15 protein-coding genes are annotated in these 20798 nt (G+C 51.7%); 3 read left to right on the top strand and 12 right to left on the bottom strand.

Translation table 11 applies throughout. The annotated features are described in order from the left end of the window. Positions 1-126 precede the first annotated feature (126 nt). The 3 genes from CD000_RS16735 to CD000_RS16720 all read right to left on the bottom strand — a co-directional run bounded on the left by CD000_RS16735 (position 127) and on the right by CD000_RS16720 (position 2525). On the bottom strand, positions 127-1473 hold the full coding sequence (locus CD000_RS16735; protein WP_096226093.1) for an N-acetylmuramoyl-L-alanine amidase family protein: 1347 nt from the start codon (positions 1471-1473) through the stop codon (positions 127-129). A gap of 409 nt (positions 1474-1882) precedes the next feature. Next, complete coding sequence (locus CD000_RS16730; protein ID WP_233130474.1) at positions 1883-2026, bottom strand: zinc chelation protein SecC; 144 nt, start codon at positions 2024-2026, stop codon at positions 1883-1885. 394 nt (positions 2027-2420) lie between these two features. Beyond that, the gene (locus CD000_RS16720) at positions 2421-2525 is read right to left on the bottom strand and encodes an SEC-C metal-binding domain-containing protein (protein WP_233130473.1); all 105 of its coding nucleotides are present in this window, start codon (positions 2523-2525) and stop codon (positions 2421-2423) included. 120 nt (positions 2526-2645) lie between these two features. On the opposite strand from CD000_RS16720, the gene CD000_RS16715 reads away from it, so the two are divergent. Further along, a complete protein-coding gene (locus CD000_RS16715) occupies positions 2646-3356 on the top strand; it encodes a plasmid pRiA4b ORF-3 family protein (protein ID WP_011232727.1) in 711 nt (236 codons plus the stop codon). Positions 3357-3442: 86 nt separating this feature from the next. On the opposite strand, the gene CD000_RS16710 is transcribed toward CD000_RS16715, so the two are convergent. The 4 genes from CD000_RS16710 to CD000_RS16685 form a co-directional block, all read right to left on the bottom strand. After that, positions 3443-4777, bottom strand: a complete 1335-nt coding sequence (locus CD000_RS16710; RefSeq protein WP_015865238.1) for an SEC-C domain-containing protein — start codon at positions 4775-4777, stop codon at positions 3443-3445. A 526-nt stretch (positions 4778-5303) separates the two neighbouring features. Further along, the gene (locus CD000_RS16700; protein WP_096226091.1) at positions 5304-7499 is read right to left on the bottom strand and encodes a YecA family protein; all 2196 of its coding nucleotides are present in this window, start codon (positions 7497-7499) and stop codon (positions 5304-5306) included. 230 nt (positions 7500-7729) lie between these two features. Then, entirely contained in the window at positions 7730-8908 is a 1179-nt protein-coding gene (locus tag CD000_RS16695; protein WP_011231306.1) for an RNA-guided endonuclease InsQ/TnpB family protein, read from the bottom strand. Positions 8909-9276: 368 nt separating this feature from the next. Next, positions 9277-10593 (bottom strand): SEC-C domain-containing protein, encoded by a 1317-nt coding sequence (locus tag CD000_RS16685; protein WP_096226089.1) that lies wholly within the window; start codon positions 10591-10593, stop codon positions 9277-9279. Positions 10594-10809: 216 nt separating this feature from the next. On the opposite strand from CD000_RS16685, the gene CD000_RS16680 reads away from it, so the two are divergent. Then, positions 10810-12453, top strand: a complete 1644-nt coding sequence (locus CD000_RS16680; RefSeq protein ID WP_198962543.1) for an SWIM zinc finger family protein — start codon at positions 10810-10812, stop codon at positions 12451-12453. After that, positions 12450-15224, top strand: a complete 2775-nt coding sequence (locus CD000_RS16675; protein WP_096226087.1) for a DEAD/DEAH box helicase — start codon at positions 12450-12452, stop codon at positions 15222-15224. Before CD000_RS16680 ends, CD000_RS16675 begins: the two co-directional genes overlap by 4 nt. Before the next feature lie 613 nt (positions 15225-15837). Here CD000_RS16675 and CD000_RS16665 read toward each other — a convergent pair. From CD000_RS16665 to galU, 5 genes are all read right to left on the bottom strand, one after another. Further along, positions 15838-16809: an MTP-1 family protein gene (locus CD000_RS16665; protein ID WP_096226086.1), complete on the bottom strand. Its 972-nt coding sequence runs from the start codon at positions 16807-16809 to the stop codon at positions 15838-15840. Positions 16810-17084: 275 nt separating this feature from the next. Further along, the gene (locus tag CD000_RS16660; RefSeq protein ID WP_096226085.1) at positions 17085-17573 is read right to left on the bottom strand and encodes a macro domain-containing protein; all 489 of its coding nucleotides are present in this window, start codon (positions 17571-17573) and stop codon (positions 17085-17087) included. Positions 17574-17576: 3 nt separating this feature from the next. Then, positions 17577-17954, bottom strand: a complete 378-nt coding sequence (locus tag CD000_RS16655; protein WP_096226084.1) for a DUF488 domain-containing protein — start codon at positions 17952-17954, stop codon at positions 17577-17579. Between the two features lie 456 nt (positions 17955-18410). Then, complete coding sequence (locus CD000_RS16650; protein ID WP_011232738.1) at positions 18411-19724, bottom strand: AAA family ATPase; 1314 nt, start codon at positions 19722-19724, stop codon at positions 18411-18413. 42 nt (positions 19725-19766) lie between these two features. After that, positions 19767-20654 carry a UTP--glucose-1-phosphate uridylyltransferase GalU gene (gene galU, locus CD000_RS16645; RefSeq protein ID WP_096226083.1) on the bottom strand — a complete coding sequence of 296 codons (888 nt, stop codon included), beginning with the start codon at positions 20652-20654 and terminating at the stop codon, positions 19767-19769. Positions 20655-20798 lie beyond the last annotated feature (144 nt).

The raw sequence follows: 20798 nt of genomic DNA, 5'->3' as shown, positions 1-20798 counted from the left end.
GCGGCCAAAAGAAAACCGGGAGGAGCCACCCCCCGGTTGCGCGGCGTGTTTCCGTTTGCTTGATGACGGCCGATTGATCACAAAAACGAACAGACCGCCGATCAACGATTTCTCCACCATCATTCCTTATTCAAAATAATGCCGAACCGCATCCGCAATCGCGGCCGTCACTGCTTCCTGATAGCCGTCTGTTGCCACCGTCGCCGCATCTGTGCGGTTGCTTACATAGCCGAGCTCAAGCAATACAGACGGTCTGTCGTTTTCCCGCAGCACGTAATAGTCGCCAAACGCAACGCCGCGGAAAGGCAGTGCGGCCAATCGGGAAAGCGGGTCTTCGAATGATTGCGCTAAGCCGTAATCGGCAAAACGGTCGTAATAATAAACGGTGATGCCGCTCGCCTGTTGGTCATCTGCGCTGTCATAATGCAGGCTGATAAACGCATCCGCTTGATACAGGCGTGCCATCGCCACGCGCGCGGACAGCGGCACATACTCATCGCTAGAGCGCGTCAGCACGACGCGGGCGCCGTAAGATTGCAACTTGTTTTTCAGAAGCTTGGCGGTTTCCAACGTCAACTCCTTTTCCTTGATGCCATCGACACTTTGGGCCCCGCCGTCTTTGCCTCCGTGGCCAGCGTCAAGAACGATCGTTTTTCCGGCCAGCGCCTGAACAGGACCGCGCGTCCAGCTGTCTACATAAAGGCGGGAGTCGCTAGGCGCGATGATGGAAGGCAGCGAGCGGTCAGCCGACTGGGGCGCTTCCGCTTCCTTTTCATTAGCTTGTCCACCCTTTACCTGCACATATGCGGATGACACCCACCCATCAAGCCCTGTTTGGGAGGCAATTTTGTACCATCCCGGTTTCTTTTCCACAATCTCGACCTCTTCACCACGGACAAGGCGTCCGACGCGCGCTGCCTTCAATGACGGCTCAGCCCGAACGTTGAGCGAACTGGCGTTGACGATTCCGGTTTGATGCGAAATCGATGACTCCCGAGCCGCAGTGAGGTATGCTGAAGACACCCAGCCGATCGCACCGTCTGCGATCACTCCCGTCCATTCCCCATCTTCCTTGATGATCCATACCGTTTCTCCCCGCGCCAAATGCCCGATAATTCGCCCATCTCGGCTCGGCTCTTGTCGAAGGCGGAGTCGGTTTTCTTGCACGATGGCCGTCTCTTTTGCCAACGCGACGTACCGCGCGGCGATCCACCCGGTTCGATTCGGTTTCCACTCGATGTTCACCCATCCATCCTTGACCTCGATCAGCTGATACGCCTCGCCGCGGTGAACGTTCGCCAATGGACGGTATGGCACCCCCGGCCCTTGGCGGACGTTCACCTGATCCGCCGTCACCACAGCCAGACGCTTCGTTTCCTCCATTTCCTTTTCCCCTTTCGCCCCCACCGGCCAAGCAGCCGCAGCCAGCCATAGCAAACAAAACAACAGGGCGAGCCATATTCCTCGCCTCATGCGCATTCCCTCCCCCGTTGTCTCCAATTTGTCTACTATATCGTTCGCGCACAACGGGGAATTTCCTGTCTGTCACTTGGGAAAACCGCTCGACAAAACTAGCGGGGCGGCATCCATCAACCGACAATAGCTCTCCTTTTTCTGCATGATACCTCTTCACACGACAGCAGCCACAACGCGCAACCCAGTCGAACCATCCAGCTACGGCCGACATACCACCATCGCTTCTCTAACCGATGTCCGAATGGATAAGCCGTCCCCATGAAGAAACACGCAGAAGCGCCAAAAGCGCTCCGTGCTCCAACGGGAGACGGTGTCCTTTGTCGCGCTGGAACCATTCAATGACGCGCATTCCATTGGGAAAACGGTGAATGAACAAGCACCAAAGTGTTTCAAAAAATCCAAAATATTATAAATACTTCATACCCTCTATTTTTTGGTAAAACGTCCGTCTCGCCACTGCTTGTTCGTTGTAAGACAGCGATTCATCCAAAAATCGCTGCACCATTTGCGACAGCTCATATTTTTGGCCAAAAAAGCGGCGCTGGCGCACCCATTTGATTTCATCCTATTTCGCGCAGGAGACTCCCACTTCAACGACCAAAGGGAGTAAGTGGGAGAGGAATGCGCGTTCCCCCTTTCTTTTGTGTATGATAGAATAAAGGCGTGGAGAAAACCGTTCAATAAAGGCACTCCAATCACGGCTACTCGATGTATGGAGTTGGTTACAGGAAACGTTGTAACCGTAAAACATCGAGCGTAGGTCCGTCTGTTGTGTGTGGAAGCCAAGTACTGCCAACAGACACACCGAGAGAATCGGTAACGATGCAGGCATGACCTGCGTCGTTGGGTAGTCGTCAACCTGCCCCCTGATGCAACCCCAAGTCAAGGAAGGAGGACGAAGTCCGTTTGCACTTCTGGGGAGTTGCAAGCCCCCACTTCAAGCGTTAGCTAAGTGGGGGTAGTTGACGATTCTGCTGTTTGTTCATGCAGCACTTCTTATACTTTTTCCTACTTCCACACGGGCATGGGTCATTCCAGCCGATCGACATGCGTCATCCTCCTCTCCCATCTTTCTTTTTTCAATATTTCCATCAATAATGTTTAAATTCTACTATGGACAGGATAAACTACTATTATACAAAACGTTTATCCGAAAGGAGACGAGGGCTATGAACCCCGACAATCTTGCTAAACTGATCGACGAATTGTCTGCCATGTTCCATCCGACAGAGCGGGACCGTCCACACGGCAGATGGGTTGAGGCGCCAAAGAGCGCACCCCCCTCCAAACGGCGGCGGTCCAAAACAGCCTACCAGCTGAAAATCACATTAAACGGCATCCGCCCGCCGATTTGGCGGCGCGTCCTTGTTCCCGGACATGCGACATTTCACGAGCTTCATCTCATCATCCAAGAAGCGATGGGATGGGAACAAGCCCATTTATACGAATTCGATTTCGGAAGCGTTCTCATCGGCATCCCTGACGGCTGGGATTCGTTTCAGCTGGAAAAAGAACTGATGGACGCCCGCCGCATCCCATTACAGCAATGGCTGACGGAAGAAAAACAAAAGTTTCTATATATTTACGATTTTGGCGACTACTGGCGCCATACCGTCACTGTTGAAAAGATTGAAACACTCCCAAAACCGTTGGAACGCGCCGCTTGCCTGAAAGGAAAACGGGCGTGCCCTCCCGAGGATTGCGGCGGCGTCTATGGCTACCTGGAGCTGCTGGAAGCGGCGGCGCAAAAAGACTCTCTTGCCGATCCCGAATTGCGCGAGCTGGTAGACTGGATGTACGACATGAAAGGCGAAGATTTTGATCCTGATGCCTTTGACGTCGAGGAAGCGAACGAGCGGCTGGCCTATATCCGATTGTAACGCATGCGAAAGAAGGTATCCGTCATCTCTCAAGGGCACCTTCTTTCGCACCCATCTGTCCTTTGTTGCCTGCTTTGTCCATCGCCTTACAAAAATCCCCGTTCGGCAAACGTCTCCCAGACGAGCTCCTCGAGCTCCTTGCGCAACTCAGCTGCATCGACTCCTTCAAGCAACCCGTCCTTTTTCCATGTTCGGATCGCTTTGTCGATCAAGCGATGGACTTGATCAACGTCCCAGCCCTCGCAATCAAACAACTCCTCAACTTGGTCAAGCCATTCCTCAATCGCACGGTCCAGCTCATCGCCATCCTCCATCCCACCGTCGTCGAACCAGATCTCATCACCGTCATCCCCATCGTCAAAGAGCCACTCATCATCATTCTCGCCCTCATCATCTCCATCATCGAGCAACTCTGTGCGAAATAAAAACAATTCCATCACAGCGGCTTCCACTTCCTCTACAGGAACGCCGTAGTGTTCCGCAACCTTTTCCATATTGACAAATTCTCTTCCAGCCATTTCACTCGCCAAATAACGGAGTGCAGCCGCATACACAGCAGGATTCTTGATGACCGGTTCATCCATTTCGCAATATGCGCGCCAAAGGAACGCAGCCTCGCTGAGCACTAGGGAGGAGGTTGTTTCTTCCTTTTTCTTTAATTCGCGAAAAACATCATCTTGATCTCGATCCCCCCAGTCCTTTTCGCTCAGCAGCTGCCACAACAGCTCATGGACCGCTATTTCAAGCAATTCCGGAAACGACTCGCGCAAAAACACTTCACACGTTTTCATATCCGGATTCCATTCCGCTTGAAGCGCCCGCGCAAGCCGATCCTTCCCGCTCTTTGGAATCGGCAGCACCTTCATGAAGTACGCCCACTCGTCCCCATGCGGAACGAGGCATCCTACTAACACGTCCCCCTCCCTAGCAGACGGAAGCTCCTCCGGCGTCAAAAAACGGACGTACTTTTCTTTTCTGGTCAACAGATCGCGTACAAGGAAACGCCGCTCATCCTCGATATGAATGATCTCGTCAAACGACGGAACCGCCTCGTCCCATCGCTTCAAATGAGTTTGCACTGCTGGACGCCACCGCGTGCGGCGCCGGCTTCTCATATAGGCTGAAAAAATTGTCATCCCTTTGTCATCAACGTGTCTGTGAAAAATCGCCCAGTTCGTCAGCAATAAATTGGCGCTGGTCTCCAGCTCGTTAGGAAGCCCTTGAAATGGAGAACCAGACATCATGAAAGCAAGCTCTTCCTCATATCGCTCTAACGCAAACGAAAACACATCTTGCATACATTTGGCCACTTCACGGTCAATTAGAGATTCTATCGATACTGCTTCTTTCTTCCCACAACAATGCTTGTACGTTTTCCCACTGCCACATGGACAAAGATTGTTTCGCGATGCCTTCACCATATAGCTACCTACTTTCTTTGTATCATAGTCATTGAACGTTCTCCCCCTCTACGCTAACGCTCGGGCCAGCTAAACACCTTGGGGAGACATTCACGATCAACGTGTGATGGAACTGCTTTCAGCAACACATATCGCAAGCACTTTGGGACTTCCGCCGCTCATGTCGAGAACATCGATTCGCATTCCATTTTTTATGCCTAACCAAAATCCTGGTTCTTCACCAAAAGGTGCCCTTGGCTTTTTCAAAACATGCCATATTTCCTTCTCCAAGGAGAAATCAGCCAATCCATGATTTTCATGCCGGTTGACACTCCGCACTCCTAAAGGTGTAGGATTCTTGGATCATTCGCGTCCTCATCCGTTTCTCGGTAAAACGAGAAAAACCCTGCTTCTCAAGCACACGTTATGGTGATGGCCCAAAATCCTAAGAATATGGAATGACTCTTACCATTGGGCTTGCCTGCATAATGGAGAATCATAGAGGCCGAGCCGAGAGAAACAAGCGCCCCGTCATTCATCGGGACGCCTACGGCCGGCGAAGCAAACGGGACAACGAGGCAAGCAGGCGCTCTTGAAACGCAGCCCGTTCTTTCTCCACCTTGTCTGGCCACTCTTGCAGCGCCTGAAGCCACGGCTCTACGTACGGAGAGAAAGACGGCGGATATACGCGGGCAAGATCGTCCAGCTTGCCGTTGCGATCGGTCGCGGCGACGATATACATGCCCGGCAACAGATGCGGCTCTGCCCGCTTCGGAATGTCCCATGTCACCGTTCGGTTATGGGCAAGCCAATCCAGCACCGCCTTCCCCTGTTCCACACGCTTGACGCGGAAAAACGAGAAACCGACGGAAAGGGGAATAGGCAAACCAAACAAACGAGCAAGCTGCCAAGCCATCAGTTCCTCATCCGCCTTTCCGTTCTCGCCCCTCCATTCATCCAGCAAAGCAAAGCAATGTTCCAATTCGCTTCTGACCTCTTCCAGCACGGCACCAATAACAGTTCGATGATTCGTTCCATAACGGCGGTCCAGCCAATCGGCCCACTCAAGCAACATATCGAGCGCTCGGCTCACCACTTCCCATGAAAACGAACTCCATCTTGACGGGATTTGCTCGACGATGCATTGTTTCCATTCTTCTTCTCCTACGTCCTCCCACGATGAAAACGTCCGCTCGGTCATATATTCACACACGAGCAAAATCACGGCCCAACACGCCTCTTTGGCCTCTTTTTCTCCGCTCACGATGACTTCGTTATAAAACGCCAATGCGTCATCGGTAAAATACATCCCTTCCCATTCCGCGCGAATCAACAATGTCTCGGTTCTTTCCGGCCCCATCCATTTCATTTTCCATAAGTCCGAAAGACGATGTGATGAGCTAAACGGAGATGGGGGCAATCCATAACGGGAGCGAATGGGATTCACTCCGATGAGCACCGGCAAATTGGCTCGTTCTTGCATGTTAAATAAATGGAATTCATACTCTTTCAGCCACACATCCACTTCCTGCACACGCCCCTCGCGCGCCATTTCGTGAGGGGTTTTTCCATTCCATTTCTCAAGCGGGGTGTGAAGGGCTTTTTCCATTTGAACATCCAATCCGGCCATCGTTGCCACCCAAGGGGGAGAGTCTGGGTCTGAATCAATATGAAGCGAAACGTTTTCGATCCATTTTCGGCGCAAAACGGCTTCTGTCCCCCGTTTTCGTTCTTTTGGGGAATACCCAAACGCCTGCAGCAGCGACACGAGCTGTTCGGCCGTCCCTTCCTCCTCGGTAGACAACACGAGACGCGACCGATGAGCGGATAATGACCCGCCTAATTCAAACACATGAATCGGCTTGGGGGAAATCACTCCGACATAATGGTACACATTGGTGCACCATGAACCTTCCACTTTCTCCCCATCGTCATGATCAATGTGAGCGCGTCCGATCGAAGCAAGCTTCCTCATCGCCTCAGCGGCTTCCTGGCATTCGTATTCATACGTCCATCGCGTGCGCTCCTCTTGCACATCGTCCGCCCTCGGAGGATAGCCTGCATCAACGATATCGAGAAAATGTTCAACGGCTACCTTTTCATACGGCCAATCGGTTTGCGTCAACAAGACGCGAATGTTCTCTTCCGCCCGTTCCACGCCCTTCGGATCCACAATCGATGATACACCGCAAACGTAATAGCCGCCGTCAAAGGGCTCCAAAAAGGCAAACATGCCGCCCCAAGGGCGCACAACCTCCAATGTCTCGCAATACGGCATGAGAAGTTTCTCGCCCGTCAACCGGTCGACCGCCACTCCTCCTTCATCATGCAAATCGACAAATTGCACAAGGCGCGGCACAAGTCGAACCCAGCGGTCCAACATTTCCTTGAGCTCCGGAGACAGACGACGCCCTTTTTCCTGTTGAAACCATTCAACGCCGCGCAATCCATTCGGATAACGATGGAGGAAAAAACGCCAAAGCGTCTCAAACACCTTCAACTCTTCACGATGATCCTTTTGTTCGATCATTCGGCGAAATGTACGGTTGACCGCTTCGCGTTCATCATAAGACAGCGATTCATCCAAAAACCGCTGCACCATTTGCGACAGCTCATATTTTTGGTCAAAAAAGCGGCGCTGCCGCACCCGCTTGATTTCACGCTCCTGCTGTTTGTTCATGCAGCACTTCTTATACTTTTTCCCGCTTCCGCACGGGCACGGGTCATTTCGGCCGATTGCCATGCAAAATCCTCCCTTCTAATCATTCCTTTCCAAAACGGCGACCAAGATAATGAACCTCCCCCACTTATCGAAGTGGGGGTTTCCTGTTTCCCCTTCGGAGGTGGATGCATGATAGGCTGGTTGGCAGCCTATCTGCAGGCAACACCTGGCACCCGTCCCGTTGGGAGCCACAGGCAACATGAGTATCCATGATACTCAAGGGCGGGAACTCGCCATCTACGACTTCATACCTAAGCAATCCGTCGATACGTAAACGGTTTGACCGTAAATTCCAATGGGCGGATTTCACCATAATATACTTTGGCAAATAAATTCATTGCCCCATGGATATCACGGTGTCGTTTGTACCCGCATTGACATGTATAATTTCTAGAAGAAGATTTATTTTTCTTCCCGCAAACAGGGCATGTTTGCGAGGTATAACTTTCATCTTTTTTCTCGATTTGAATTCCTTCGGCATTCAATTTGTATTTGAGATAATCAAATAATTTTCCAAACGACCAATTGGATAATTTCTGATTGGTCTTTTTGTTTCGTTTCTTTTTCGTATTCCGTTGGATTCCTTCGATATCTCCAATGACGACTTCTTTCACTTGGTTTTCCAAACACCAACGAACAAATTGTCTCGTGGTTTTGTGCAGTGCATCCTTTAGTTGTGCCTCTGATTTCGAAAGTACATATTGTTTCGCCCGATTGTACTTTTTCCATTGTTTGGAGCCTTTTTTGCATCTGCTCATGAGTTTTTGCAGTTCTTTTAATTTCTTGTTTCTCAACCGATGAATGCTTCTTATTTTTCTTCCCGTGATAATGAGGCTTTCCCCATTTTCACAAATGGCTGCGATGGTGTGAATTTCCCCTGGGTCAATAGCAACACGGTTTTTACATGGATTTTCTTTTGGTTTTTTCCCATCTTCATACGATAAACAAAGCCACAAACCACGGTCATAGACCAACTCGATTTCTTTGACTTTTCCGTTTGGAAGTTTCTCTTTGTCGATTTTCACCACCAAAGGAGATTGTCGTTTTCGATTCCAAATTCCTAGCGACAGTTCCAACGTTCCGTCTTCATGCAAAACAAACCCATCTTTTGCCCATTTCGTGTTGAAATGTTTTTTCTTTTTGTATGGATATTTGATTTTTTCTCCTTTTTTCCGTGCTTCTTTTGCCCCATCACGGGCAAAGATATATTTATGCACAACCGCCTGGATGCTTTGGCTGTGGATAGAAAAACGACCTTTTGTTGCTTTTTGCAGTTCCGTTTTGGTTATCCATTTTCCTGTTTCCAAATGATGTTCTTTTGCCAAACGAAGGCATTCGTTCCAAACTTCTGCGGAGATACGATTGCATTCAAATAGTTTTTGGATAACTTCTTTCTTTGCCCGAAAACGGGTTTTCAGCGTTCGATACATGGTTTCACCTCCTATGTTTATTGTATTCTATTGCCATCCAAAGAAGAAAGAGAAAAACAGAAAAACCGAACGCCATTCATCCCCCACCTGTAGAGGTGGGGGACTTTTGGCTGATTTATGTTAAAAACGGTCGGAATCGCGCACAAAGCCATTTTTCCCAATCCATTATGGATTCGGTCAAAACCGATCGTTCCCCGCCGCTTTTTTTGGAGTTTCACGAATGGAACGCATTCCATTCCCTGTTTCTACTTATAGAGGGCTTGGGTTGAGCCCAATGATGTTTGAATGAGAGAGCCCTTGTGGAACCGGCTTTCCTTTCTGACGAAATGCCGCTGACTTGCGCGCAGCGCCCGTTTTTCTGCCAGCTTCTAGATGAATCCCCGATCGGTGAAGATCTCCCACGCTACATCGCGGAGTTCTTTACGCAATTCTTGTTCATTCACTTCCTCAAGCAGGCCCTCATTCCTCCACGAACGGATGGCGCGGTCAATATGACGGTTGACTCGCTTCTCGTCCCATCCTTCACGCATCAACATCAGATCGATGTCATCGATCCATTCATTGATGCGCGCATCAAGCTCATCCCCTTCCTCTTCGAACCAGTCTTCCTCCCAGTCATCGAGCCATTCCTCGTCGTCTTCATCATCAACAGCCATCAGGAAAAAATCCAACGCCGCCGATCGCACATCTTCTGGCATCACGTCATACCGATCGGCGATGTCTTCCACCTCCGATCCTTCCGCCTTCATCAAATGCCCAGCCACATAGCGGAGCGCCGCCGCGTAGACGGGGACCGAATAAGGGAGGCGGGATGTTTTTCCGCAATAGATCGCCCATATGGCGAACGCTTGATTGAGCAGCGCCGCTGGCGCCTCCGGCTCGTTTTCATCGAGCTCGCGAATGACGGCCGCTTGTTTCGGATCATCCCATTTGAACTGTTTGGCGAACTGCCAAAGCCACTCCAAGAGCACATCGGAAAGCACAGCGACGAACCGATCGCGCATCCATAAAGCCGATGGCTGACCGCTCCACTCCCCTTCTTGTTGAATCGCCCGAAGCAATCGATCTTTCCCTGACGCCGGGAGCGGAAACACCGCTGTGAAACACGTGAACACGTCTTGGTACGGCACAAGGAAGCCGAACACCACATCTCCTGTTTCGATCACGCTCGGCCATTGATCGGAAGTCAATAAATGAACGATCTTTTCCTCTCCCGTCAACAAATCCCGGACAACGGGGCGATTGTCGTCATCATAGCCGATGAACTCGCCAAGCGACGGAACGGCTCCTTCCCACCTCTCGATGTGCGCCTGAACGGACGGGCGCCACCGCTCCCAATGACGGCTTTTCCGGTAAGCAGAAAAGATCGTTTGTCCTGTTTCATCAACCGGCCAACAAAACAACATCCAGTTCACCGCCATGATCTGCACGCCAAGCTCGAGTTCCTCCGGCATCTCATCAAGCGGGAACTGGTCTAAAAGCTCTTCCGCCTCCCTCTCATACCGCTGCAAAACAAACTGACGCATATCATTCATGCATTCGATCAACTCGCGGTCAATCAATGACGAAATCGAAACCGCCTCTTTTTTTCCACAACAATGCTTGTACTTTTTGCCGCTGCCGCACGGGCATAACGCGTTCCGCGGCGTTTCCGCCATATTCGATGCACCTGCTTTCTTTTCCATTTGGACTTTTTCTATTCCTATTATACCATCATCGATAGACGTTCAACCATCACCAGCTTTCTTTCTATCAAAACGCGTACACGTTCAAAAGCTCGCAATGTCCTTTCATGCCGGCTCGAGAACAGACGCGTTTTGTCACATTGCCCCTCTTTTTTCGATACGCTGTCACATGCTATAATAGGATGATAAGGAATGGATCGGAAAGGACGGACCGACATGTTGCAAACAACCGTTTCCAAGCCGCTTTTGAAGCAGGCGGCTGGGGAATTGCTGAAAGAATTGCCGTTTCCTATTTTCCACAATCTCATTCAAAAAGGGCGCGACTTGTCAAGAAACGGGTTGGTCTATAACGTCATGGTGATCAACAGCCACGAAGTGGAAGGGGTCGTTTCCGACATCACCCCCCATGATGTCATGCTTGATTTGGCCAACATCACCCGCCGCCATCGCTGCCCATGCGGGACGGAAGGGCTGTGTCCACACGTTTTGGCGCTGTTCTTTTATATATACGGCAACGTGTTCGACGTTGGCGAGCTGTTCCGCCTTTGGAAAAAAGGGCAAATCGGCGCGTTGTGGAAAGAATCCGCTGTCCATGAACCAAAAACGCCTGCTCCAAAACGCGCGGGGAAAACGGCAGGCCTTTCGATCACAGCCAATGAAACCGTCGAAGATTGGCGGGACCAATTTGAGAAACAGTATCAAGACTTTTTCTCCCGCCATCAAAACGGCCAAAACTGGCCGTACCGTTTAGCCTTCCAGCTGCTCCCGAAACTTGGCAAAAACGAAGGGAAGCAAGCTGGCGCCCGTCCGTTGCGGGAGCTTCATGCCGCCCTCTTTTTGTTGGAAAAGCTTCGGCAGTACGGGGAGGCGCAAGGGTGGAACGACGTCGTATTCGCCTCTTACGGACAGTTTTCCTGGCAGCAGGACGTCAACTATGTCGCCGACCGCGCCTTTGACGCCTTGGAAAAATTGTCTACTCAATCGCTGCCGCGGTCGCTCAACGCGTTGATTGAACAGACGATTCCGTATGTTCGTGATGTACTGTTTTTGGACGGAGGGCTGTCATCATTCGGCTATGACTTTTACACAACCGCGTGGGAGTTGTTGTTCACCAAGCCCACATGGCGGCAAGAGGAACGAGCCGAACTCCTTCGGCTCGCCAAAGACCGAGACGACATCCGCGCCGCTATGGCGGCGGCTCATCTTTCCTTTTTGCTTGGCGAAGACGACGAAGCGATGGCGCTTTACCGCGCGTTCCCCGATCAGGCAGGCTTGTTTTTGGTGGAATGGATGGGGCGATTCATTCAAAACGGCCTCTTGAAACGGTTTGAAGCCGTTTGGGAAAAAGCAAAAGACGATTGGCCGCTTTATCTTTCCCACATGTCCGACCTCGCCCGGGGAAGTTTTTTGGACGAAGCGGTTCATTTGTTTGAAATGTATGCCCGCCAACGAAACCGACCGGATGCATGGGAAGATTTTTTGCAGCGCAGTCTTCCATACAGCGTCAACTATTATACCAACTTTTTGTATCGGCAAGGGCGATACCGAGAAGTCGTTGACCTGTTTTTATGGGCGAACATCACCGCCGATGAATTGCATCCACAGCTGCTTAAAACATTGCAAGCGCGCAATCCAGAACTCGTGATGCCGTTATATCATCGGGCCGTGATGAGGCGGCTGGAAGAAAAAAACCGGGCGAGCTACCAAAGGGCGGTCCGCCATTTGAAAACGCTGCGGACCCACTACCGTTCGATGAAGCGGCTCGACCAATGGGAAGCCTATCTCGAGCAACTGCTCGCCAAAACGGCGCGCATGCGCGCGTTTCATGAAGAATTGAAGAAAGGAAAATTGCTCTCATGAACGTGTTGCAGACGATTCGGCTTTCGTGCAAGTGGGACGAAGAAGATCAATGCTTCGAACTCTCAAGCTCCACGCCTGTCTCGTCATGGGCGTCGACTTTGTTCGCTTGGCACGAAGAGACGTTTTACGGCACCTTGCTCGATATCGACCATGACGGTGAAAACGGGATCGTGCGGCTGTCGCCGTGGCAGGCGCTCACACTGTTCGCTTTGCGTCCGCACTCACGCTTTTCCGCCATTGAATGGGCGGATGAATTCACCGCCCGATTGGAAGAGTGGGCGAAGCATATTTGGAACGGTTTGCGCGAACGTCGCTTCCTTCCAGATGCTTCCTTGTGGAAAAGCACAGGCGGCGCATGGAGCGAAGCAGGACGCACCCGCTGGCGCGGCGCGGATGACGATCCCGATCCGTTCGTCGCCACATGGCGGTCGCTTGCGGTCGCCGACTGGCTCTCACGCGACCCGGAACTTCGCGGCATTTGGGGCGAAATCGTTCGCACTTATCCATTGATCGCCTCCCCCAGCGGCCAATGGACCGGAACGGAAGACGACTGGCTCGAACAAATCGGATGGCTCGGCGACCGGCCGCCGTTTGTCGTCGGACTGCGCCTTGTCGAGCCGTCCGAGGAAGGCGACGTATGGACGCTTGAAGCGGTGCTAATCGCCGTCGACGACAGCGTCATCGCACCCGCAAGCGACATTCCGCGCGCTTGGCGCCCATATGAATCATCGGTCTCCCGGGCCATCCGCCGCATTCATGCGATCGTGCCGTGGCTTGGCGATGAAAATGAGTCTTTGCTTCATGAACTGTCTGACGAACAAGCGTGGCGCTTTTTGTCCGAAGACAGCTTAAAGCTGACGGAAGCGGGCGTGCGCCTGCTGCTTCCCGACTGGTGGCACGACATCCGCCAGGCGCAGCTGTCGATCAAAGCGAAGCTGTCGCCTTCCGTCAACGCGGAATCATTATTCGGCCTTGAGCGCCTCGCGGACTTTGACTGGAGGGTGGCGACCAACGGGATTGAGCTGACAGAAGAGGAGTTTGCCGCTTTGGCAGAACAAAAGCGGCGCCTCATCCGCCTGCGCGGCCAATGGCTCATTCTCGATCCCGCCCTTGTCCGCCGCGCACAGGCGCTCATGGAAAAGGCGAAAAAAGAAGGCGTGCCGATCCACGACATCGTGGCGCAAACGCTGCTTTCGGAAGCAGAGGAGCGCGAAGAGGCAGCGGACGAATCGATCCCGATCCACATTGACGTCCACGACCAATTCCGGGCGTTTATCCGCCAGCTCCAGCAGCTTGATGGATTGCCGAAAGCGAATGTGCCGCCGTCTTTTCACGGCACGCTCCGCCCGTATCAGCAGCGCGGCGTCGACTGGCTCGTCTTTTTGCGCCGATTCGGCTTTGGCGCCTGCTTGGCCGATGACATGGGGCTTGGCAAAACGGTGCAACTGCTCGCCTATTTGATCTATGTAAAAGAAATGGAGCGGCCGGACACGCCGGCCTTGCTCATCTGCCCGACCAGCGTGATCGGCAACTGGCAAAAAGAATGCGCCCGCTTCACCCCAGACTTGCGCGTCTACGTGCACCATGGACCGAACCGGGCGAAACACGATGCGTTCGTGCAAACGGCAGGCGAGGCCGATCTCGTCATTACGTCTTACAACCTTGCTCATTTGGACCAAGACGATTTAAAACAGATTCATTGGCATGCGATTTGCCTTGATGAAGCGCAAAACATCAAAAATGCGCAAACGAAACAAGCGCGCGCCATCCGCCGCTTGAGCGGAAAACATAAAATCGCCTTATCCGGCACGCCGGTTGAAAACCGTCTCGGCGAACTTTGGAGCATCTTCCACTTCCTCAACCCGGGCTACCTCGGCAGTGCGGCCGAGTTTGAACGCCGATTTGCCGGACCGATCGAAAAAGAAGGCGATGCCCGCAAAAAAGCGGCGCTGCAAACGCTCATCCGTCCATTTCTCTTGCGGCGGACGAAAACGGATGAAGCGGTTGCGCTCAACTTGCCGGATAAGCTTGAACAAAAAGAATATTGCCCGCTCACGGCCGAACAGGCTGCCTTGTACGAGCAGCTCGTCAACGACACACTCGAACGGGCAAAGGAAGCCAGTCCGTTTGCGCGGCGCGGCTTGATTTTGCAAATGCTAAACGGTGTTAAGCAAATTTGCGACCATCCGGCGCTGTATTTGAAAGAACGCCGACCCCGCCAGCTCGTCGAACGGTCACACAAACTCCAAAAGCTCATCGAACTGATCGAGCAAATTCGCGCCAACGACGAATCGTGCCTCATCTTCACGCAATATGTGCGAATGGGCGAGATGATCCAAGAACTGCTTTCCGACTTGTTTGATGAGCGGGTGTTGTTTTTGCACGGAGGCGTCCCAAAACAAACGCGCGACCGGATGGTGGATGAGTTCCAAGCGAAAAAAGCGCCGATTTTCCTTTTATCGCTCAAAGCCGGCGGCACCGGGCTCAACTTAACAGCGGCCAACCACGTCATCCATTTCGACCGCTGGTGGAACCCGGCGGTGGAAAACCAAGCGACCGACCGCGCCTACCGCATCGGGCAAACGAAATTCGTCCACGTCCATAAGCTGATCACAACCGGGACGATTGAAGAAAAAATTGACGAGATGCTCGAACAAAAGCAAGCGCTCGCCGACCTCATCACCGAAGGCGAGGCGTGGATCACCGAACTGTCCGATGACGAACTGCGAGACTTGCTCGCCTTATCAGCCGCGGCGAAAGGAGGCGCTTAAGCATGGCGGGAGAAAAGCCAAAGCGCAAGAAAAAAACGGCGGAAAACCCGTGGGAAAAGCTGCTGAAGCGGATGGAAGAAAAGTTGAAAGAGCGAGAAAAGCGGCAAAAACAACCGTAAAGGAGCATCACGCGGGCGATGAACGTCGCCCCGATCCCGTTGGACACAGAAAAGATCCATGAGCAACCTTTGCCCTTCACCTGGGCATGAAAATGCCCCATCAAGACGCGTGCATTTTCACGGAAACAGCGTGGGAAGAATCCCACGCTGTTCGCTTTTAAGCAGTCCTTTCGAAGACCGTTGAAAAACGACGGATTTGTTCGATTTGGGAGAAGCCGAAAGGGGTCACGCGACGGTGTTGCAAAGTTTTGAACTGAAGAAACGCTGTGAGGAAGCAACATTTCCTCTTTCATCACGATAATGCAAACAAACAAGGTTGAACATCCGCCTGCTCATATAGCCGTTCCTCATTGAGCACATACACCGTCACCGAACAAGTCACGTTTATGTCAAACCGAAGTCCTTCGCACAAGGCAAGAAACCGGCCAAATGCAAAAAAGGACCGGCCGCCAACCTTCCTCATCAAGAGAAGGTCTGTCGCACCGATCCTTTCGCTAAACGGAAGCATACATCCGATCGAGCTCTTGCGCTTCGTATTTCGCAAACGGGTCGATGAGCGAAATTTTTTGCGCTTCCGCATCGCCGACGCCGGCGTACAGCTCGGCGGTGCCGTCGCCTTTGCGGATGAGCCCGCCGCTGAAGACAACGTTCGCCAAATCCGGCCGTTTCGCCGGCCCGTCTAAAAAGTGGGAGCGAAGCGCAAGCAATTCCAGCTCCGAACGCTCCATCGTCTCGGGGTTCAACACGAACACCATCGGGTAGTAATGGCGGTTGCCTTGCTCGTCAAAGCAAGCGATATGGCCGAGCGCCCCAACAAGCCCGTTTGCAAGCAAATGCGCCTCGTTCACGCCGCCCCATTCTTCATCCGTAAATTGGGCATCAAGAATCGGCGCTGCCTCGATCACGTCCGGCGTCAACTCATCGAGCGAGAAAATGCGGGTGAACCCGATTTTCCCGCGGCCGCCTTTTTCCCCTTGCGGTCGGGTGAACACGCCGATCGAGCCATCTTTCAACTCGACGAGGCGAATGTCTTTCATCCCATCCGGCCCTTCGGCGAACTTTTCTAAGCGGCGAATGTTCGGTCCACGGTAAAAGACCGTCCGCCAGCTCAGCTCGCCGTCAAACACCGGATGCGGAAACGTCTCCACGCCGCCAAACACAAGCTGACCGTGAATGCGCGACACGAACGGGTCTTGCAAGGCGAACACCGGCGCCCCTTCACGAGGGACCCAAACGCCGTCACGCTCGACGAAAAAGTACACTTCCGACTGCTCGCTGTCGCGCGCCTCGACACGCCCAGCGATCACCCATTCTCCTTCATCCACAAACGGTGCGGAAATATTATAAACGTCTCGGTCCCCAACACCCGCAAAGCGGAGTTTTTCCGGCTCAAACGGCTGTGGGGCCGAACGAAATTCATCCACTAACACTTGACATGTCTTTAATGTTGGCAATGAGAATAACATGATTCATCCCTCCGGATGGCGCCAAAAACGCCCGCATTGGCATTTTTGGCTGTTTTTCCTGATCGCGGTTCGAACAGGAAACCCCACTCCCTTTCACACCGGCTTCGTCATTCGGACATCAACGATGATGCCCCCTCCTGTCGGCCGGATGAGAAAGTCAATGAAACTCATTCATTCGTGTGTTCTTATTATAATATGATATGAGAAAGAAGGAAACACGTTATTCATTGCCAAAAAGGCAGGGCCAAGACGAAGTCAAGGCCCTTTTTCTCCCTTTATTGGCGCTGTTGGACAAAACGGATGAATGCTTGATCAATATCCACCACCACAAACTCCACATCCTCGACCGGACCCAACACCTCGACAAACAACTGCGCCACGTTTTCTTTGTCAAGCCTTCCGACGCCTGTCCCTAGCGCTGGCAACGCCACCTTCTTGATCCCGTGCTCCCGACAGTGCGCGACAAGCCGCTCAAGACACGACCGGACGATCTCATACGACGTCGCCCCTGCAGGCTGTTTCATCGTCACAAGATGAATCACACCCCGAAACGGCAACGAGCCTGCTCCTGTCACGTACAAATCGCCGGGCTTAGGGTCTTGCGCTTGACAGACGCGGATCGCTTCCTCTTCAATCACGCGCCCGCCTGCCCGACGGATCGCCGCTGCCACCCCGCCGCCCATCGGTCCGATGCCGTTGGCGGCATTGCAAATGTACTCGACTCCTTCAACCTTCGTCAAATCGCCGACCATCGCAGAAATCATCGTTCATCCCTCCTGGCTTCGCCTCTCGGCTATTTTGCGCAAAAAATCACAAAGGACAACGGCATGGTTATGTCGTTCATTTTTTGCCGCATACAACAGCGTCACCACTCCGGAAAGCGACAACAGCTCATCCACAAGCTCCTGCTTCCTTTCCTCTGTTTCCAACTCCCGCTCATATGCCCGCGCAAACTCGGCAAACCGCTCTGGCCGATGGCCAAACCATTGCCGCAGCGCTGGACTCGGGGCAATCTCTTTCATCCAGCGGTCGATGCGCGACTCGGCCTTTGACACCCCGCGCGGCCAAAGGCGGTCGACGAGAATGCGGATGCCGTCATCCTGTCCGATTGGGGTATGACTCCGTTTTAGCCTGTAATAACCCATACCGGTCGCCTCTTTCCTGCCCTATACGTTTACCTCGTCCCACTTGGCTTTTACCACTAATGTCCCACCCGTTCTCCTCAACATTTTTTCCAGCTTCATCAAATAAGTCGATTTCAAAGCAGGCGTTCTCACACGGGTAGTCACGATTCTCCCTTCGAATCGATATCCAGGCAGCCATTTCCCTAACTGTTCGATTGTTCAGGCGATCTGGTGTACAGCTTGCTTAAGGTCAGACCCTTTTAATTCGATGAAAAATGCCCGATCTCCTTCGATCACTAAAAATAAAAAGTCGCATTTTACCCCCTCTTGAATCAAACAACCGTCTACACGGTACAGGGCCACCCTCTTTTCCCTCTCATTGACAAAACGAACCCCCTCTCCCGTTTTCCTCAACAACTGCTAGTTTTCGACGGTCGCAATAGTGTAAACAACTTTCCCAACCTACAACCGCCATGTTTACTCCCCCGCTTCCTCTGCCTCCATGAGTTCATCAAGTACGCGGTTGATCGCAGATGATGCTTCATCGATCGCTTCGGCCTGTATGAACTGTAATTCATTATCAATAATGCTTCGATAATGGAATTTCCCTCCTTCACTCTCTAGCATGTAGGCCTTTAACCGCTCTGGAGAAAGGCGCAGCTTTCGGTCCACAATTGGATGCACACGTTGATCCAGTTTGTTTCCGATTTTGGCAGCGTACAAATAAATATTAAAAGCAGACAAAATGTACGGGCTATGAGTCGTAATCACGAGCGTACTATTCGTCACATTCAGCAACAACGCAAATAAGGCAACCATTTCTTTTTGTGCGTTCGGATATAAGTGTGCCTCGGGTTCTTCAATCACCATAAACACTCGCTGCCGTTCCAGAATGATTGTAAATATCAGCAGCAAAATCCAAACGACTTCCTGTTGTCCAGAAGATGAAAATTTCAGTTTTGTATACTCTCTTTCATTAAAAAAAATCCTTTCCCCATAGTCAGAGAACATGTATTTCCCTTTCATCACGCCTTCGATCATCTTGATGGCCAGTCGGATTGCCTCAAAGTCAATTTTTTCTGTCGAGAATTTTTTTCGATCTTCGATGATTTCCTCAAACGAATGCGAAAACATCTTCTTTAGTAGATTAATTCGCTCGATAAACTGTTCTGTCAACACATCGAGTTGCTGCGGGTTAATATCCTGAAGCTGATCCGACAATGTGGCAACTAAACTCCTCCCTGCAGGGATAAAAATGGGTGTTTTGGAATCGCCGAATACCTCAGTGATCGCTGCTTTGACCTTTTCTAACACATTTTGTTGACGCACTTTCCACGAGGAGACATTCCAAAAATCATCCAACTGTTGTTCTTCATATTGCATTTCCTTTTTCATCTGCACAACATGTTTAAAATTTTCCTGAATCTCCCGTTTTAGCGGATCGCTGAAATGGATTTGTACATAACCGTCCTTTAAATCAAGACGGACAAACTTTTCAACATCATACTCATAACGAATATGAAACGGTTTCATATGTTTGGTTGTGCCAAAGTACCCAACAAATTTTCTCCGAAGACGTTTATTGAACTCAAAAAATGGGTTGTTTTCTTCCGTTTGACGTACTGAAAGCAAATAGTTTACCCATTCATCAGGAATCGATTGAAAGAAAAAAATCAATTTGCTGATCGTACTTTTTCCGCTCGCTTGGGGGCCAATCAAAACGGTAACATCCGTGATCTCCTCATCAAACAGCTTCACAGGACCAAAATGTTCAATCCGTATGCGCGCCACATCCTACCCTCCTTTTTTGTCTTCATCTTCTGAAAAATTTGATTAGTTGTTCTTCGATCCCTTCGCCTCTGCCACCACCCGCTCCAAAAACGAAAGCAAGTCATCCCGCAGCTCCTCGTTTTGCAAGGCAAACTCAATCGTCGTTTCGATAAAGCCGAGCTTTTCGCCGACATCGTACCGCTTTCCTTCAAATTCATAGGCAAACACGCGCTGAATTTCATTCAACCGCCCGATCGCATCGGTGAGCTGAATCTCCCCACCTGCGCCGGCTTCCTGTTTCTCTAAAAAAAAGAAAATTTCCGGCGTCAACACGTAGCGGCCGACGATCGCCAAGTTCGACGGCGCTGTGCCCGGAGCTGGTTTTTCCACGAAGCGGCGCACTTGGTAGCGCCGGCCTTGCTGCTCGAGCGGGTCGATGATCCCGTAGCGATGCGTTTCTTCCTCCGGCACGCGCTTGACACCAATCACCGAGCTGAACGTTTGTTCATACTGCTCAATGAGCTGTTTTAAACAAGGTTTTTCCGCCTGGACGATATCATCGCCCAACAACACCGCAAACGGCTCGTCTCCAATGAAATTGCGCGCGCACCAAACCGCATGCCCGAGCCCTTTCGGCTCTTTTTGGCGAATGTAGTGGATGTCCACCTTCGACGGCTCTTTCACTTTCTCAAGCAGATCCAGCTTCCCTTTTTGCTTGAGCATCTGTTCCAGCTCAAACGCGTAGTCAAAATGATCCTCAATCGCCCGCTTCCCTTTCCCGGTGACGATGATGATGTCCTCAATGCCTGAGGCGATGGCTTCTTCGACAATATATTGAATCGTCGGCTTATCAACGATCGGAAGCATCTCCTTCGGCATGGCCTTCGTCGCCGGCAAAAACCGCGTCCCAAGCCCGGCCGCCGGAATGATCGCTTTGCGTACTTTTTTCATCTCCGATGGTTCCTCCTCTATCCGATGATCATCTGTTGTTTCGAGTCATGGCCAGTGTCTTTCATTGCCCAGCCGCAAACCGCTCTGCTGACCTGATCGATGAATCGGCGTTGTTTTTATTATACCAAATCCTGTTGAACGGAA

The organism is Geobacillus sp. FJAT-46040 (assembly GCF_002335725.1).
Classification (GTDB): Bacteria; Bacillota; Bacilli; order Bacillales; family Anoxybacillaceae; genus Geobacillus; species Geobacillus thermoleovorans.
This window is presented reverse-complemented; position numbering and strand designations above follow the sequence as displayed.

Bases quoted from the DNA above. Each gene is read 5' to 3' on its own strand.
- galU (WP_096226083.1), bottom strand. From the start codon at position 20,654: ATGAAAAAAGTACGCAAAGCGATCATTCCGGCGGCCGGGCTTGGGACG.
- CD000_RS16695 (WP_011231306.1), bottom strand. From the start codon at position 8,908: ATGTATCGAACGCTGAAAACCCGTTTTCGGGCAAAGAAAGAAGTTATC.
- CD000_RS16735 (WP_096226093.1), bottom strand. From the start codon at position 1,473: ATGAGGCGAGGAATATGGCTCGCCCTGTTGTTTTGTTTGCTATGGCTG.
- CD000_RS16660 (WP_096226085.1), bottom strand. From the start codon at position 17,573: ATGATTTCTGCGATGGTCGGCGATTTGACGAAGGTTGAAGGAGTCGAG.
- CD000_RS16720 (WP_233130473.1), bottom strand. From the start codon at position 2,525: ATGTCGATCGGCTGGAATGACCCATGCCCGTGTGGAAGTAGGAAAAAG.
- CD000_RS16665 (WP_096226086.1), bottom strand. From the start codon at position 16,809: ATGTTATTCTCATTGCCAACATTAAAGACATGTCAAGTGTTAGTGGAT.
- CD000_RS16680 (WP_198962543.1), top strand. From the start codon at position 10,810: ATGTTGCAAACAACCGTTTCCAAGCCGCTTTTGAAGCAGGCGGCTGGG.
- CD000_RS16710 (WP_015865238.1), bottom strand. From the start codon at position 4,777: ATGGTGAAGGCATCGCGAAACAATCTTTGTCCATGTGGCAGTGGGAAA.
- CD000_RS16685 (WP_096226089.1), bottom strand. From the start codon at position 10,593: ATGGAAAAGAAAGCAGGTGCATCGAATATGGCGGAAACGCCGCGGAAC.
- CD000_RS16700 (WP_096226091.1), bottom strand. From the start codon at position 7,499: ATGGCAATCGGCCGAAATGACCCGTGCCCGTGCGGAAGCGGGAAAAAG.
- CD000_RS16675 (WP_096226087.1), top strand. From the start codon at position 12,450: ATGAACGTGTTGCAGACGATTCGGCTTTCGTGCAAGTGGGACGAAGAA.
- CD000_RS16715 (WP_011232727.1), top strand. From the start codon at position 2,646: ATGAACCCCGACAATCTTGCTAAACTGATCGACGAATTGTCTGCCATG.
- CD000_RS16655 (WP_096226084.1), bottom strand. From the start codon at position 17,954: ATGGGTTATTACAGGCTAAAACGGAGTCATACCCCAATCGGACAGGAT.